14 protein-coding genes are annotated in these 16,732 nt (G+C 31.7%); 1 reads left to right on the top strand and 13 read right to left on the bottom strand.

What is annotated here, in order from left to right:
- Nucleotides 1–98: 98 nt before the first annotated feature.
- On the bottom strand, nt 99–1,424 hold the full coding sequence (locus B2694_RS11070; protein ID WP_346885789.1) for an erythromycin esterase family protein: 1,326 nt from the start codon (nt 1,422–1,424) through the stop codon (nt 99–101).
- A gap of 216 nt (nt 1,425–1,640) precedes the next feature.
- The gene (locus B2694_RS11065; protein WP_346885788.1) at nt 1,641–2,627 is read right to left on the bottom strand and encodes a DNA/RNA non-specific endonuclease; all 987 of its coding nucleotides are present in this window, start codon (nt 2,625–2,627) and stop codon (nt 1,641–1,643) included.
- A 237-nt stretch (nt 2,628–2,864) separates the two neighbouring features.
- Here B2694_RS11065 and B2694_RS11060 point away from each other — a divergent pair, with 237 nt between their 5' ends.
- On the top strand, nt 2,865–3,827 hold the full coding sequence (locus B2694_RS11060; RefSeq protein ID WP_346885787.1) for a hypothetical protein: 963 nt from the start codon (nt 2,865–2,867) through the stop codon (nt 3,825–3,827).
- A gap of 134 nt (nt 3,828–3,961) precedes the next feature.
- Here B2694_RS11060 and B2694_RS11055 read toward each other — a convergent pair whose 3' ends face one another.
- The 11 genes from B2694_RS11055 to rlmD all read right to left on the bottom strand — a co-directional run bounded on the left by B2694_RS11055 (nt 3,962) and on the right by rlmD (nt 16,188).
- Nucleotides 3,962–4,480 (bottom strand): hypothetical protein, encoded by a 519-nt coding sequence (locus B2694_RS11055; RefSeq protein ID WP_346885786.1) that lies wholly within the window; start codon nt 4,478–4,480, stop codon nt 3,962–3,964.
- A 425-nt stretch (nt 4,481–4,905) separates the two neighbouring features.
- The gene (locus B2694_RS11050; protein ID WP_346885785.1) at nt 4,906–5,916 is read right to left on the bottom strand and encodes a hypothetical protein; all 1,011 of its coding nucleotides are present in this window, start codon (nt 5,914–5,916) and stop codon (nt 4,906–4,908) included.
- 49 nt (nt 5,917–5,965) lie between these two features.
- On the bottom strand, nt 5,966–6,190 hold the full coding sequence (locus B2694_RS11045; RefSeq protein WP_346885784.1) for an HTH-like domain-containing protein: 225 nt from the start codon (nt 6,188–6,190) through the stop codon (nt 5,966–5,968).
- Entirely contained in the window at nt 6,187–6,414 is a 228-nt protein-coding gene (locus B2694_RS11040) for a YdbC family protein (protein WP_346885783.1), read from the bottom strand. The genes B2694_RS11045 and B2694_RS11040 overlap by 4 nt, the downstream gene beginning before the upstream one ends.
- A gap of 30 nt (nt 6,415–6,444) precedes the next feature.
- Nucleotides 6,445–6,606, bottom strand: a complete 162-nt coding sequence (locus B2694_RS11035) for a type I restriction enzyme endonuclease domain-containing protein (protein WP_346885782.1) — start codon at nt 6,604–6,606, stop codon at nt 6,445–6,447.
- 232 nt (nt 6,607–6,838) lie between these two features.
- Entirely contained in the window at nt 6,839–9,946 is a 3,108-nt protein-coding gene (locus B2694_RS11030) for a type I restriction endonuclease subunit R (protein WP_346885781.1), read from the bottom strand.
- Between the two features lie 2 nt (nt 9,947–9,948).
- A complete protein-coding gene (locus B2694_RS11025) occupies nt 9,949–11,055 on the bottom strand; it encodes an AAA family ATPase (RefSeq protein ID WP_346885780.1) in 1,107 nt (368 codons plus the stop codon).
- 1 nt (nt 11,056) lies between these two features.
- Entirely contained in the window at nt 11,057–12,211 is a 1,155-nt protein-coding gene (locus tag B2694_RS11020; protein ID WP_346885779.1) for a restriction endonuclease subunit S, read from the bottom strand.
- Nucleotides 12,212–13,762 (bottom strand): type I restriction-modification system subunit M, encoded by a 1,551-nt coding sequence (locus B2694_RS11015; protein WP_346885778.1) that lies wholly within the window; start codon nt 13,760–13,762, stop codon nt 12,212–12,214. It lies immediately after the preceding gene.
- Nucleotides 13,763–14,052: 290 nt separating this feature from the next.
- The gene (locus B2694_RS11010; protein ID WP_346885777.1) at nt 14,053–14,244 is read right to left on the bottom strand and encodes a helix-turn-helix domain-containing protein; all 192 of its coding nucleotides are present in this window, start codon (nt 14,242–14,244) and stop codon (nt 14,053–14,055) included.
- 579 nt (nt 14,245–14,823) lie between these two features.
- Nucleotides 14,824–16,188, bottom strand: a complete 1,365-nt coding sequence (rlmD, locus tag B2694_RS11005) for a 23S rRNA (uracil(1939)-C(5))-methyltransferase RlmD (RefSeq protein ID WP_346885776.1) — start codon at nt 16,186–16,188, stop codon at nt 14,824–14,826.
- Between the last annotated feature and the right edge of the window lie 544 nt (nt 16,189–16,732).

Genomic DNA, 16,732 nt, shown 5'->3' with positions numbered 1-16,732 from the left:
CTAACTAAGAATATTAGATTACTCAGTTAGCGGTCAAACCTTAATATCTATTCAGTTACAACTTCTATCTCAGTCTACTCAATCAAACTTACATTAAATTAATTTCCAAGAGGAATAGTTGGCTCAACATTAGTAGGTTTATTAATTAAAATAACACCTTGAAAATAATCTGTTGTAACTCCTTTATTACTATAAAATACTTCTTTTTCAACCATTGCACTATCATAATAAGTAAATACTGTAGGTGTAAGCTCTTTTGAAAATGTACTTTTTCTATTATTTAAATCTATAAATATATCTTTTCCTTCATATTTAGAACCATTAAGTATTTCTCTCAATTCATAGCTTATACTAAAATATTGAATAGGTGAATATGATTGAAATTCAAAAATTGTTCCGTCTCCATATATAGTATTAATACTATATAACTTATCCTTTAATTTTTCGTCTTCAGCCAAATAAGCCGCTAAAAACTTAACACCATTAATCTCCTTTTGATAAGCATGTCGAATTCCATAATGCATATAGCATTTATCCATTTTAAAATATTCATCTAACTTCTTAAAGTTTTCATAAGTATACTTATCTCTAGTTTCATACCACTCCTTATCAGAGTCTACACTTGCAGCAGTTGTAAAATTAAAGTCTTGTGAATTTTTAATATTATTTAATATAAAGGAAATACTAAACAGATTCTCACCTAATGCTTCCTTATAGCTTTTATTGTTTTCATTTATTATATCACTTATTTCTTTTACGGCACTTAATATGTTTTTTATATTTTCTTCTCCACCCCATCCACGCTGATCACTTATAATACACTCTGTAATTTGTTTTTTAAAACTATTTAAGGCAGCAATTTGCTCTTTGCTTAAATTAGGATTATCTTGTATAAGTAAATCAATATACATTCCAGTGGCTTCTGAATTTTCAATGGAGTCTACTCCCTTTATTATTATCTTTTTATCTTGTGGAAGATCTTTATTTTTTGCATGAAGCTTTCTTAGATACTCTATATATGAAACATTATTAAACTTAGATTGCCATATATTTAAGAAATTCTTTAATAATTCCTCATCTCCTGTTTGAATATATTTATTAATAATTTCGCCTTCTGCATATCCCATTTCTAATAATAAATATCTACAATCCCAATTATCAATCAAATAACTAGCAAATTTATACTGAACGTCTGCATTTTCATCAGCTCCATGAACCTCATTTGTAAATACAACCTTCTTATCTTTTATATCTTCATCTAGAAAGTTTAAATCAGAATAATCCTCATAATTCTGTAAATTTAATTCATCAGCATTCTTTTGCACATATTGTTTTTCACTGATAGGCCTTATATAAATAATAGTTCCCCCTAATAAACCCATTATAATAATTAGTAATACAATGACTTTTTTCACTTTACTCATAATTTAATCCCCCCAAAAACATCTGTTGGTGTAATTTCTTTTACACTTCTTTGATTTGCTATATTAGTTGCAAAGGCTTATTGATTATTACTTGACCAAGTAACACTTGGCTTTCAATAAATATATAGAAATTATACCATATATTTCATCAAGCTATGTATTTTGTGGAAAATAAAAGAGACTAGAATTTAATCTAATCTCTTAAGTTACTTTTCACTAATGACATCTATCACATGGGTCATTCTTTCCACTTTCTTGTAGTGTTCCCTCTAAAATAGTTTTACTTCTAGATAAAGTAGAACAACTCTTTGTAGTATGATAGCTCTTTCCATTAGGTGTCCAATATACTTTCCCTGGACTGCTTGTACTACCTGAATTATTGATAGTAGTATTTGTATTATTACTAGAATTTGAGTTGTTAGTTGAAGTATTCGTTTCTAAACTTGCATTATATTCATCAGGATTCACATTATCAAATTCATCATTAATTACATTGCCATTAATTGTATAGGTGTAGCTGTAGTGACTTGGTATCTGCGTAGTTGTATCTGGATAAGTTATTATTGCAACAAACTCTGTACAACCTCCAGCATCTCGAATAACCTTTTCCATATAAGCTTGGTCACCATGCCTATTAAGGATACTATTCTGAGGCGTTATATTGTATGCATTGGAAACTCCACCAAGTGAATCAGCTATAACATGTCCCTCATCCAAGGTCCTACTTTCAACTCCTGGCACTTTTGCTTCATCTTGATAATATCTTCCACTTGAATTAACAGGCTCTGTTGAATCATCTTGCAAGATTATCTCCCTTGCTATTACCTTAACAAGCTGACCGTATTCATTGGTAAAAGCATAATATTCTCTATCTCCAAATCCTATGTCTACTACAACATTAGGTTCTCTGTGTCCAGATAGATTTCCACCATCAACTACTATCAGCTTATATCCTGAAAATATATCTTCTGTGATAACAGCTGAAGTTTCTTTCTTTGATTCTTCCTTTAAATTACTTGCAGTTTCCTTATCTGCTTCAGTTGATTTATACACTGAAGTATCTTCAATTTTATTCTCTTCTTTAGCTTCAATTTTATTACTTGCAATATTTTGCTGATTTTTTGTATCTCTTGGCATCATGGTCATGCCAAAAATTAAAACAGCAAATAGTATTCCAATTAAGCCTGACAAAAATTTCTTCATTTCTTAAAAATTCCCCCTAATCATCTTCAGTTCTCTATTATTTTACCATCCAGGCATGGATAAAGCTACTTACATTAGTTTTTATGTTAAGGTTATTTCTATTTATCTTCACAAACTGCATGACTTATCAATATGTTACACTTATAACCAATCTCTCCATATACCTATAATCCCTTATCTGTTATAATTAACCTATTGATAATAATTTAAAATAAATATTAATTAAAGGAGATCCCTATGAAATATAGAAATTTTTATGAATTTGAAGAATACTATTCAATACTCTTCTCTGAAAAAAAGTATGATGAAGTTTTAAATATACTCCTTCATGCAAATGAACTCTTACCAAAGGATGAATATGAAGAAAATCTATTTGAGCTTATCATCGATGAATCTAGGGTATATACTGAAACCAATAATAGTGAGAGCTGTATTAATCTTATAAAAAAATCACTTGAAAAAGGTTATCCTTTTCCCCTACACTGGCCAAACTTTGATTTATTAAGAAACCACCCTGAATATGAGTCTATTAACAATTTAAATACAAAACTACTTCACCAAGCTAAAGAAAACTCTAAGCTTGAATATGAAGTTCACCTTCCAAAATCTTATGATCCAACAAAAAAATATCCATTATTCTTTTGTCTACATGGTGATGGATTTCATTGCAATATAAAAAATACTAGCTGGTATTGGAAGCCTGATGCACTTTTAGAAAAAGGATACATAGTTGTATATCCTCAATCATCGCAAATGTATTTCCATAACAGCTTTGGCTGGCTCACTGATCCCACTCTATCAAGAAAAGAACTGAAAGATTGCTATGAACAATTATTATTAGACTATTCCATTGATGAAACTTGTGTATTATTTGGAGGTTTCTCTGGTGGTGCAACTACCTCTATTGATATGACTTTTCATAACACTATTCCAATAAAAGGAGCTATTGCATTATGCCCTGGTGATTACTTAGATATCATCGGACTTGAAGATACAAGGAAATTAGCAGAAAGAAAAACAAAAATAATTATTCTTGAAGGGGACCAGGACACTGACCCAGTTGTTCAGCATCTCTTAAAGATATTTAAGGAAGTTGGACTTGCTCATGAATACCATATTAATAAAGGAATTGGACACTGGTACCCAGAAGATTTAGATGAAAAAACTTTAAAGGCTGTGGAGTTTATAGTTAATAATTAATTATGGATATGTATATGTCTTGTCGTGCTTATATTAATTTATATAATGTGGTTAGCGCAAGCTTTAATCAGGTGATGATGACCATCACCTGTATCAGGCTTTTGTTGATAAACTTCTATAATTTTAATGATAAACTACACACTCCTGTCAATCAACAACTTATAAATTTCAATAAGTTTATCATCAATATCTAAAGATTTAAACTCCTCGAAAGTCATAATACTGTCAATCTTTGTTTTATTAGAAATCTTTTGTATATTTGCCACAATTCCCGACTCCCGCTCTTCTAATTCATTAATATATGCCATACCAGCTACTCTGAGAAAATAAGGCATTTGTGGGTTGCCCTTAAGGGAAAAAGCATATTTGAAAACACTCATTGCTTTCTCCCATGTTAATTCATCGATATCTATAGGTATTTTGATAGATGATGGCACAGAATCCTCAGATATTTCACTTTCATCAATACGTTGCTTAGATGCATTCTTTAGCTTTACCACTGTTTTCTCATTCAATGCCATCTTACTTACATAATCAATGAAATCTGCTGTTGCTTTTGGCCTACTTGTGTCCTGTTGTCCAGAAATCTGTGCATACTTTGCAAAAACTGCTACAATATCCTTTTTACCTCTTACTGCAATTGTCTTTAACATAAAAGCACCTCCGTATGTTATTTATAGTTTTATCAAGAGCTTTCTGTATGTTATTATATTAGCATGTTTTTCGTATGTCAATAGTATGTTTTCAATATTCCTCAAACTTTTTTATATTAAACAACATTCACCCTCTAGCTTATTAACAACTTATCTAGTTTCTCTAAAACTTATCGAAATCTTCCTGCGTTGCAAGAGTGTCCTATTCATAGTCATCATTCCTGCTTTCCGCAAACATATTATTGACCATACCCACAATCTTTATGATTTCTATCACAAAAACTCTTTCCAATGGCTTCAATTGCTTCAAATTGATGTAGTAACAATTCGTATTTCATACTCTACCCCACTCCTTATTAAGGTATATATAAAAACAAGGATACCTGTGTGATTTTCCACATAGTGCCCTTGTTTTTTAATTTTCTTTATTCTGTTTCATTTTCAACAGACAACAGTTTTTCTTTCCTTATTTCATGTAAAGTCTTTTCACTACCTTTAACTATGGTCCACTCATAAACACTTAGAGCTGACCATCCTGTAACCTTTTCTCCCCATTGATTAAATGTAAGTTTTTGTCCATTATATTCTACAGTTTTAGTATCAATAACTACAGCTTGTGAGTTCTCAAAATTCTTAATTACAACAGCATCACCAGCTTTAATAACTCCCCATTCAAATAACTTATCCATCCTTGGAAGATAAGATCTTGTAATAGGTGTATTTCTTTTTTCTGAATACACTGGTCTTTTCTTATCATCAACTTCAACATAGAAATCTTCTAAAGCTGGTGGTGGTAATATTCTATTAATATCTATGAAATAATTGTCCCCTATTTTCATTGGACTTAATTCAAAACAACTGATATCCACATTGTTAGCTATGAGCCAAGCAACTGCAGAAAGAGTTTGATTATCAAAAGAAGATGCTATAAGTATAATTCTTTGCTTAGAATTAAATGTTTTAGCTGCATTATTCTTTTCAAGGAAATCATTTAAAATCCTTGTTGCTTTTTCATAAGCAGTTAGCTCTCCCAATTCAAATTCATCTTTATATTTCTCAATATAGGAGGCAAATATTTTTTCTACAAGCTCGTCTGGAGTATTTATCTTGGCATAACTTGCTGCATATCTTATGGCCTGAAACTCAAATGCTTCTTTTCTTTGCTTAATATCTTCTACATCTCTTTTAATTTCCATTAGAACCAAATTACCATTCTCATCAATTGCAGTCAAATCACTTCTACCATTTTCTTTATTGGTAACCTGTTTGCCAACAACAAGAAGCGTTTCATCCTGGAATATTACCTCTATATTTGAGCGTAAAAATTCCTCAACTTGCTCTTCTTTTAAATTTAAACTTTTGAAATTAGTATTTGTTATCTCAACATCACGTATATCTATAGATTTATTAATTTTAACAGGAATAAGTATTCTCAACACCTCCAAGGAAAATTATTCTTATAGTACCTATCATAATTATTGCCATTTATTTAGGCATTACATACATTGAAAGCTTAATTCCTTTACTTACTTCTGTAGCATAAGATTGGTTTAAGCCTGAATCTCTAACTATATCTGTGGCTTTGTAATTATTGTCAAGAATTATATCCGCATATTTAACCCCGAATAAATGAATATTAGCAACTTGATACCCTTCTGGTACATTTTCATACATTTCTTTTAAGATTCTGCCTAATTCATTTTCAGTCATTTTAGCAACTCCATCCCATTTAATATTTCTTTAAGAACTTTTAACTCATCAATGTTTAATGTTACACCTTTACCCATTTTCTTATGCTCTGAGTCCCAATCTCTAATATCAAACTTAGCCTCTTTATCATTCCAGCTAATTAAATTTAATTCCTTTTTCCATCCCTTAGCTGATTCTGAAAGAACTCCTGTAGTTTCTTTAATTTCAAATTTTATATCCGCCATATTATTTTTTCTCCTTACTTTCTAAACTAATTACTCTTCTCTACCTTCAGCAACTCTATCAAAAACTATCTCATACATATCAACATTTCCACACATAAGCTCTGCCCGTCTCATAACTACCTCTAGTACATGCGTAGCTTGTTCTGGTGGATAATCATATTTCTTTAATAGTCTCTTTATTATTTTTCTCATACCTGCTTAAGCGCTTTTCCTTCTCTTCTTCTGCTAAATGAAATTGATGAGCAAACTTTTCGTACAGAACTGGTTTCATAAACTCATGATATTTTGGAATTGCCGCAGATATCTCACAGCCTTTCTAATCATTCAATCTTTTATTGTATCTTTTTTTGAAACCACAAGGACGGATATGAGTAAAATTTATTTCATCAAATCTCTGCCTTTTAAGAAAATCTATTCATTTAAATTAAATTTTTCCACCTACTCCTTTAAACTTCTCTACAAAAGCTGATATTTTTTGAAAAGTTCTCTGTTTTTTTGTTAAATATTTAGGGTTAAGTGGGCTCATCTTAGGAAGAATTTCATTAAGTTCTGTTCCATTTTCACTTGCATATTCTCTTTTTAATGAAGCAAGAATATATCTCTTTGCAGCATCTATATTAAGCTCTTCTGAGTTAATCAATTCTTCTGCTTCTCTTTTTTGCTCCTTTTGTGCAAATGAGAAAAAGGCATCTATAATGCTTGCTTTATCTTGAATCTCGTCCAAATCTATTTGATTTATAAAATCAATGACTAAGCTTTCTTTTGCACGATTCCCTGTACTAGATCGAATCAAACGACGTACTTCTTCAACCAGGGTTTCTTTATTTTTTACTTTTTTATTCTTTTCAAAGATCAGTTCAAGAATATAGTCTAAGTTTATTTCTTGTGATTTTAAAAGATCTACCTCAAAGACAATATCATCCCAATCAACAGAGGTTTTTTCTTTATCTTTTCCAGCTTTTTCTCGACGAAGCCAATCACGAATATCATTATATGTAGAACGATAGTCTTGAATTGCTCTATCTTCTGGCATTTCGATTTCTTGCATAGCTACTATATCTTCATCGCTTACATAATAAGTTGCTTTGAACTGTTCCATCGCGTTTGGATCATTTACATCAAGTTCTTGCAATGCTTTCAAGTTGGTAAACTCATCATAGTTTTGTAATACGTTTTCAATTCGCAAGTATTCACCAAATAGTTTGGCAAACTCTTTTTTATCCTTTTCAGTAACAATATCATCAACATTAGGGAAGCGTAAATTCAACTCTTTAACTACATCTATATAACCGCGACGTGCTTCACCAGTAGAAATATTGGTGAAACCTTCCATATATTCTCTATAGCTTTTTTCAAGTACTACATTTTTAGTGTTTTTATCTCCAAAAAGAGTAATAGCATCAATTGTCGCTTGTTCTAGATTTCTGAAAGTAACAATATTACCAAATGTTTTTGTAGAATCATAAATTCGATTCGTTCTTGAAAAGGCCTGGATTAAGCCATGGTAGCGAAGGTTTTTATCAACAAATAGTGTATTCAATGTTGGTGCGTCAAAACCGGTTAAAAACATACCGACAACAATTAATAGATCAACTTCTTGCTTTTTTACTCTATTAGCAAGATCACGATAATAATTTTGAAATTCCTTACTATCTACACCAAAATTAGTTTTAAACATTTCATTATAATCTTTAATTGCTAAAATTAAAAACTCTTTTGCACTACTATCCATTGCTGATGTTTCAAAAGTCTCATCAAGAATTTCACCTATAGCACTTTGCTGTTCATTAGCAGCAAAAGAAAATATAGTCGCTATTTTCAATGGCTTTTCACTATTTTTTTGCAAGTTATTTAACGATTCATAGTAGAGCTTTGCTGCATCAACACTGCTCACAGCAAACATTGCATTAAAGCCTTTTGCCCCTATATGTGAACGATGAGTTTTTACTCTGAAATTATTAAGAATATATTGTGAAATTTCTTTAATTCTTTCAGGATGTAATAAAGCTTCTTTGGTTTCTGCTGCTGATAGTTTTTTCTCATCTTGTTCCATCTCAATAGATTTAAACTTTGGACGCACACCGTTATAATCAACTTTGAATTTAAGGACCTTTTCATCTCTAATGGCATCGGTGATAACATAAGAATGCAACTCTCGACCAAATACTGTAGCAGTAGTTTCAGCACCCAGAGCATTTTCCGGAAATATTGGTGTACCTGTAAATCCAAATTGATAGTACTGTTTGAACTTCTTATTAATGTTTTTTTGTGCTTCACCAAACTGTGAACGATGGGCCTCATCAAAAATAAAAACTACTTGTTTATTGTAAATTGGTAAATCTGCTTCGCTTTTAATAAGATTGTTTAGCTTTTGAATAGTAGTAACAATAATTTTGTTATCATCTTTTTCAATGTTTCGTTTAAGTCCTGCAGTGTTCTCCGAACCATTAACACTATCCGGCGAAAAACGTTGATACTCTTTCATCGTCTGATAATCTAAATCTTTTCTGTCTACCACAAAAAACACTTTATCTATAAATTCAAGTTCAGTTGCTAATCGAGCTGCTTTAAAACTAGTTAGCGTTTTGCCTGAACCTGTTGTATGCCAAATATACCCACTGCCTTCAATGGTTTTCCATTTTTTTGCTTCGAATGAGCTTTTGATTTTCCACAAAATTCTTTCTGTTGCAGCTATTTGATAAGGACGCATAATTAGCAAAGTATCACTGGTATCAAAAACTGAATAATGCAACAACACTTTCAATAACGTATTTTTTTGAAAAAATGTTGCCGTAAAATCTTTTAGATCTTTAATAAGTGTATTGTCTGATTTTGCCCAATTCATAGTAAAATCAAAACTGTTTTTATCTCGTTTGGTAGTATTCGCAAAATAGCGACTATCCGTACCATTAGAAATGACACAGATCTGTAAATACTTAAACAGAGAGTTTTCTGAATTAAAGCTCTCCTTACTATATCTATTTACCTGATTAAATGCTTCTCGGATGGCGATTCCACGTTTTTTAAGTTCCACTTGGATCAAAGGTAGCCCATTAACCAAAATAGTAACATCATATCGGTTAGCTTGAGAGCCCTTTTGTTCAAATTGTGAAATTACCTGCATTTTATTTTTTGTTATATTTATTTTATCTACCAGATAAATATTTTTTATATGTCCATCATCAAATACAAAATCATAAATATAGTCATTATGAATTTTGCGAGTTTTATCAATATGATTATCACTTGGTTTATCTAAGTATTCCTCACAGAACCTTCTCCATTCTGCATCGCTAAACTGGACATCATTAAGTATTTGCAGCTGTACTCGTACATTCTCAAGCATTGCTTTAGGTGAGGTTACTTTTGGCAAATGCTCATATCCTTGATTGATTAGATCTTGTATAAATTCTCTCTCAAGGGATGATTCTGTTTGATAAACAACAGGCGCCTCATGAAGCACTGAATATTTTGTGTATTTATCTAGAACTATGAAGTTGTTTGATTCTGCAATAGATTTATAATCGTACATTTTTATGCCTCCTTCCAAAATCTATAGTTATTTGTTAAATGTTCAAGCAATATCTTTACTGTTTGCTTTTCTTGTGGCGTAGGTTCCGCTACACTCTCACTTGCTAGAGTGGAATGACTTGTAAATTGAATAATACGATTATAATAGGTTTCTTTATTATCTGGTAACAATTCCGACCACCTTGGAAACCCAAGAAAGCTGGCTGTTTTTTCATAAAGGTTTCTTAAAAGAGTAAAATGGTATTTTTCTATTGTTTCATTTGCAATAGCTTCTTCAAGAGTCGTTTTTAAATGCAAATGATATGAAAAACTCTTATTTGAATCTCCATGCTTTTCTTCTAATTCAAAAGTTCCATCTTCAAAACGCTCTATCCTATAACAAGCTTTCCTATTTATTTCATTATGCAGTACGTTATAAAAAATTGGATTATGTGTTGTTATGATAAATTTCAAAGTGGATTCACTTTTTTTAATTATTTCAGCTAGGTCGACAGCCATTTGAATCAAATGATTATCATCTAGTGACGTTACTGGATCGTCAATAAATACATACTCCAACTGATTAAGTTTATCAGTTTCTCTCTCACTTGGATCAAGTACATTTAAAATGTCTATTACTTGTTTCAACAAACTATAAAAAACACTCCATACAAAACTACTTTCCTCACCTTTAGAAATCTTTATGTTTTGGGTACTTTCTTCATTTCCTCGTTCAAAAGAAAATGTAATCTCTGAAAAATCAGGACTAAACTTAGGTGTTAATGCTCGATTTGTGTAATTTTGAAAATGACTAATAACATTTGGTTCTTGTCCCTGCTCTTTAAACACCCATTCTGTAAAAGAGTTTGGGTGTATTTTAAGTTTTAAATTTATGTCATTTTTTAAATCATTATCCCAGTAAAACAAATCTTCAGTGAAAGCATTATAATATATGATTTTCTTGCTAGCCAAACCCATTTCTTCTGTTTCGCCATCACCTTTTGGTGCAACTAAGCATTTAAATTCCCTTGAAAGTCTCGTCTTGCCACTCCCGTTAAAGGCATAAATTAGTTGTACTTTTTTATCACTATTCTTTAATTGCTCTGCAATTTCATTTAAACTTTTCCCCATACTACACCTCTATCTCTGCTTTTGGAAAAGTAAGAAGTTTATCACGATAATATTCGTATTGCTTTTGTCTTGCCTCAATTTCTGCAGGTAGACCGCTTGAAATGTCGTTACAAAGAGTATCAAAACGGTCAAGAATGTCCACTATGCGTTGTTGCTCAGGGAGTGGCGGGAGTGGTATTTCAATATTATTGAGATTCTTTTGGTTCAATTTAGGCTGAGCAGCTCCTGTAATGTAAGGTGTTAGATCAATTGAGTTCAAATACATTTCAACATATCGTCTTGTTGCATATTCATCAAACTTAAGCACATGTGCATGGTTATTTACCCATGTTTTGCCGGAAATAGAAAATGCAATTGGCGTAGTTCGTGCTAAAAGATTAGCGCCATCCTCAGATATCAAGAGATAATCCCCATCATAAATGTAGTCTTTTACATAATCAACAATTCCAGATGCGCCATAGTAAGGAATCTCTCCAGTTTCTCTACTTCCACTTGTAACAGGTTTTCTTTTTGAATCACAATTCTCAGCTATCATATCCAAAGTTACTATTTGAATATCCCCAGCTTTACTAAACAACTTGTTTTTATAATACTCATACTGTTTTTTTCTTGCTGTAAGCTCTGCTGTAAGCTCTGCTGTAAGCTCTGCTGTAAGCTCTGTGAAATTGTCTAAAATACGGACAATTTCACTCTGGATTGGCAAGGGTGGGAGGGGAATTAAAAATTCCTCTGTTATAGGTAAGGATATTTGTGGTAATGAACCCATTCCTGAAGCAGCGTCTCTAAAACTTTGAATATTATTTTTAAGAACATAATATAAATATTTTACTGATGCTTTTTCATCATGTGTATAAGCCCACATTTCATTTTTAAATGTAAATGGACTATCGAAATATACAGCGTCTATAACCCCACGTGATTGAACTAAAACCGCAGGAACTCTTGTAATGTTTGCATTAGGGATGTTTTTTTCTTTAGCGTTTATAACTGTTTTTCCACCAGCAAAAATACGAATTTCTCCATCCTCACATTCAATTTCTTTCATTTTACCAGCAGTTATAGGTGTACCTTTTAATCTTTTAAAACAATCCTTGATTTTCTTGTACTCTACCCCGTTAGGGCAAAACTCATTTATAAGCTCATCTAATCTACTCATTTATTCCACCTCAATTTCTGCAATAATTTTATCTATTTCAGCACGAAGTACATCAATTTTTGAAACATTTGTTTTTATTTCTGCATTTAAAGCATTTATATCTATAACTTCTCTTGTATCTTTTGCCTCTACATAAGAGCTTACAGAAAGATTGTAATTTTCTTCTGCAATCTTATCGTTATCTACAGATATTGAAATATGATCTATATCTTTTTTACTAACAAATAATTGCATAATTGCTTCAATATGATCTGCAGTTAAAACATTGTTATTAGTTTCTTTCTTGTAAAACTCCTCACCACTTGCATCTATAAACTGAGTTTTAGCATCCGTCTTATGCTTTGAAAGAACCAATATATTAACAGCGATTGAAGTGCCATAAAAAAGATTTGGTGCCAATGAAATAACAGTTTCAACAAAGTTATTATCAATTAAATATTTTCTTATCTTTTGCTCTGCACCTCCACGGTAAAATATACCAGGAAAACAAACTATAGCTGCACGTCCTTTACTAGAAAGATAACTCAGCGTATGAAGTACAAAGGCAAAATCTGCCTTTGATTTTGGCGCAAGAACACCTGCTGGTGCAAATCGTTCATCATTAATAAGCGTTGGATCATCGCTACCAATCCAATTTATTGAATAGGGGGGATTTGATACAATAGCATCAAAAGGTTTATCATCTCCAAAGTGTGGGTCTAAAAGTGTATTCCCAAGTGCAATGTTAAATTTGTCATAGTTAACATTGTGCAAAAACATATTCATACGAGCAAGGTTATAAGTTGTATGGTTAATTTCTTGCCCGAAAAAACCATCTTCAATAATATGATCATCAAATTGTTTCTTTGCTTGTAATAGTAGTGAACCCGAACCTGATGCCGGATCATAAATCTTATTAATCGAGGTTTGACCTTGTATTGCAAGTTTAGCAATAAGTTTTGATACACTTTGTGGTGTGAAGAATTCCCCTCCAGATTTACCTGCATTAGCAGCATAATTAGAAATTAGATATTCATAAGCATCACCAAATAGGTCAATATGATTTTCTTCAAACTTTCCAAAATCAAGTCCTTCAACACCTTTAATAACAGCTGCCAAACGACTGTTTTTATCTTTTACCGTATTTCCTAGTCTATTGCTTGTTGTATCAAAGTCAGCAAATAATCCTTTAATATCAAGTTCTGATGCATATCCATTTGCAGAACTTTCAATAGAAGAAAATATAGCCGCTAAATCTGTATTCAAGCTTTCATTTGTATTTGCATTTTTTGCAATGTTTGCGAACAACTGACTTGGATAAATAAAATAGCCTTTTGTTTTTATTGCATCATCTTTAATTTCACTGGTTATAATTTTATCATCAATTTCTGCATACTTGACACTATCATCTCCGCCTTCTATATAATTAGAAAAGTTCTCACTAATAAAACGATAAAAAAGTGTTCCTAAAACATATTGTTTGAAATCCCAACCATCAACAGATCCACGGACATCATTTGCTATTTTCCAAATTTGTGATTGTAATTCAGCTCTTTGTGTTGTACTTGACATTTTTGTTCCTCCAATTATTGTAATAACCTCTCGTAATAACCCGGCGTGTTTTTTCAAGGCTTTAAATTAACACGTATATTTTTATCCTACACTTTTTTGTAAGAAGTTTTTTCTTTTTTTGCTTCTAAAATTAGAAATTACTCACTCTAATAATTTGCTGTTTTTTTAACTTTTTTCTCAAAATAAACGGCATACCCGATAATGAGTTTGAAATGGTGTCCTACCTTGATATTCATGCTTTGGTGGCAATTTATGAAACCACAAATGATTTCTCTAATTACCCTTTTAATTTATTTTTCGAGGGCGTTCCCACTCCTTACCCATTCATCTACTTCACTTAATTTTAATTTCCAGAGTCGGCCAATCTTATGGGCAGGCATTTGCTTGTTTGCTATCCATCGGTAAATGGTATCTTTGCTAACGCCTAAATGTAGTGCCACTTCATCTAGAGATGACCATTTTTCAGTTTCTTCTGTTTTCATAACCTTACCTCCTTACACAGATTCCACTTCCTATATTTTAACATATAATTTTATCTAAGTATATGGTTTTAATCAGTTTTAATCTGCATAAGTCTGCAATAATACTTTTATAGTATTCTCCTAGTTCTAACAATTTAACTTATACTTTCTATCCCATAATACTCGTTTTTACGCTATTAAACTCTAGTTCCAATGATAAGTGCAGACCCCTTGTCCATTTCGCCTCCCGGTGCATTTATTTAAATTTTTTAACATTTACTCTCTAAAAGTTCAGCCTACTCACCATATATTTCAAATCCAAAAGTTCGAAAACCCACTGAAAATCAGTGGGTTTCGTTATGTATCAATATTGTAATTCTTATTTGGTGGAGACGCTGGGTATTATACTTACTGTTTCCTAATCATGTCTTACGAAACATATGAGATTTATATGATTTCTAATCCCATTAACACCAATTCCTTAACTGTGTTTCCTTTGCAGCTTCACAACCGCCTCAGCAGTAGCTTTCTGCCATTCAAAGTTCGTCTGTGACTCCTTTTCATGGGAAAGCCTTGCATGGGTGGCACTCTTAAAACTTTCTAATTCGCTTTGCTCTTAGTAAGTTTTGTGACCACCTCAACATGCGGAGTATGGGGGAACATATCCATAACTTTCACCTTCTCCACCTTATATCCATTAGCAGTTAATACTTCTAAATCTACTGCTAGTGTTTTAGGGTTACAGGATACGTAGATTATTTCTTTGGCATCAAACTTTATTACGTAGTCTAATGCTACTGGATGTACTCCTGGTCTTGGTGGGTCTAGGATTATTATGTCTGGTTTTTCTGTTACATTTTTTATGGTTACTGCTACATCTCCTGCTATGAATTCACAGTTGTTTAGGCCGTTGATTTTAGCATTTTCTTTTGCAGCTTCTACGGCTTCTTCTATTAGCTCTATGCCTACTACTTTTTTTGCTTTTGGAGCTACTATTTGTCCTATGGTTCCTGTTCCGCAGTATAGGTCAAAGACTACTTTGTCTTCTGATTCTCCTATGAAGTCTCTTACTATAGAGTAAAGCTTCTCTGCTCCTTTAGTGTTAGTTTGGAAGAAGGCAAAGGGATTTATTTTAAATTTTAATCCTAGAAGATTTTCTATTATATAGTCTTTTCCATGTAGTATTTCTACAGAGTCTGCTTGCACTACATCTGATAGAGAATCATTTAAGGTATGGATTATTCCTGTGAGTTCTCCTTTTAGATTTAATCCTTTTAAAGCATCTACAAAGGCTGTGAAGTCATATTCTACTTGGGTAGTTGTAACTATGTTAACTAATATTTCTCCTGTATTTATAGCCTTTCTTACTACTAGATTTCTTAAAAAGCCTTCATGTTTTAAGATTCTATAATAAGGAAGGTTTTCTCCTTTGAAGTGGTTTATGGTTGCATTTATTATAGCTCTGAAGTCTTCGTCTACTATTTGACAGTTATGTACTGATACTATGGCAAAGCTTTTTCCTTTAGCATGCATGCCTAGGGTTAGTTCTCCACCTTTTTCAAAGTCTCCAAAGGTGAATTCCATTTTATTTCTGTATTCATAGTGAAGTGGGCTGCTTTCTATTCCTAGGTACTCATAATCTGTTATACCCTTGTTATCTAATAGTGCCTTTACTTGTTCTTCTTTAAATTTAAGTTGAGTGTCTAGTGATAAGTCTCCTTGACTACATCCTCCACAAATTCCAAAGATATCACAGGCTGGCTTTACTTTGTAGTCTACGTCTTCTAAAACTTCAAGTAGTTTAGCTTCTACTCCATTGGAATTTTTTTTAGTTACTCTTGCTCTAACCTTTTGCCCGGGCAATGAATTTTTTATAGTTACTTTTTCTCCTTCATGGAAGGCAACTCCCTTTCCTGGAAATTCTGTACCCTCTATGATAAATTCATATTCTTTTCTCTTTCTCATTTTTATCTCCTTATCTAATAAAATTCTATGTTAGTTTTAATTTTTCATTATAAAATAATTTCATTTATTAGGTATATCTTTAAGTTTTATTAAAGTTATTTTACCCTCTATTTTGGGGCTTAAAATATGACTCTTAAAATCACCAAAACCTCTGAAACCCGCATAAACAGAACAAATAGTTAACTAGTTATATAGTTTCCTAGTTAAAAATTTATATAGGTATATTGTTTTATTGTTCCCTATTTAACTATTTTAATATTTTTATAGTTTCATATTTATATAGACTTATAGTTTTCTAGATATATTGTTTCCTAGTTAAATAAGTGTATGTTTATTTGAAATTACCTAGTTTATTATATATTATCCCCCAGATTTTATCTAGGCTTTTATGGTATATCCCTAGGAATTTTAAAGCTTCTCCGTGCATTGAATGTGGCAACTCTTAGTATTATGGCATATATGTGGTTTAATTGACATAAAATATAGGAAGTTGATATAATGATTAAAACTGTGGAAAACTTTGAGTTAACTTTTAGAATATCTT

Origin of the sequence: Clostridium sp. UBA4395, from assembly GCF_002390995.1 — a bacterium.
Classification (GTDB): Bacteria; Bacillota; Clostridia; order Clostridiales; family Clostridiaceae; genus Clostridium_J; species Clostridium_J sulfidigenes.
This window is presented reverse-complemented; position numbering and strand designations above follow the sequence as displayed.

Coding starts and splice junctions, on each gene's coding strand:
- B2694_RS11070 (WP_346885789.1), bottom strand. CDS start 1,424: ATGAGTAAAGTGAAAAAAGTCATTGTATTACTAATTATTATAATGGGT.
- B2694_RS11065 (WP_346885788.1), bottom strand. CDS start 2,627: ATGAAGAAATTTTTGTCAGGCTTAATTGGAATACTATTTGCTGTTTTA.
- B2694_RS11060 (WP_346885787.1), top strand. CDS start 2,865: ATGAAATATAGAAATTTTTATGAATTTGAAGAATACTATTCAATACTC.
- B2694_RS11055 (WP_346885786.1), bottom strand. CDS start 4,480: ATGTTAAAGACAATTGCAGTAAGAGGTAAAAAGGATATTGTAGCAGTT.
- B2694_RS11045 (WP_346885784.1), bottom strand. CDS start 6,190: ATGACTGAAAATGAATTAGGCAGAATCTTAAAAGAAATGTATGAAAAT.
- B2694_RS11040 (WP_346885783.1), bottom strand. CDS start 6,414: ATGGCGGATATAAAATTTGAAATTAAAGAAACTACAGGAGTTCTTTCA.
- B2694_RS11035 (WP_346885782.1), bottom strand. CDS start 6,606: ATGAGAAAAATAATAAAGAGACTATTAAAGAAATATGATTATCCACCA.
- B2694_RS11030 (WP_346885781.1), bottom strand. CDS start 9,946: ATGTACGATTATAAATCTATTGCAGAATCAAACAACTTCATAGTTCTA.
- B2694_RS11025 (WP_346885780.1), bottom strand. CDS start 11,055: ATGGGGAAAAGTTTAAATGAAATTGCAGAGCAATTAAAGAATAGTGAT.
- B2694_RS11020 (WP_346885779.1), bottom strand. CDS start 12,211: ATGAGTAGATTAGATGAGCTTATAAATGAGTTTTGCCCTAACGGGGTA.
- B2694_RS11015 (WP_346885778.1), bottom strand. CDS start 13,762: ATGTCAAGTACAACACAAAGAGCTGAATTACAATCACAAATTTGGAAA.
- B2694_RS11010 (WP_346885777.1), bottom strand. CDS start 14,244: ATGAAAACAGAAGAAACTGAAAAATGGTCATCTCTAGATGAAGTGGCA.
- rlmD (WP_346885776.1), bottom strand. CDS start 16,188: ATGAGAAAGAGAAAAGAATATGAATTTATCATAGAGGGTACAGAATTT.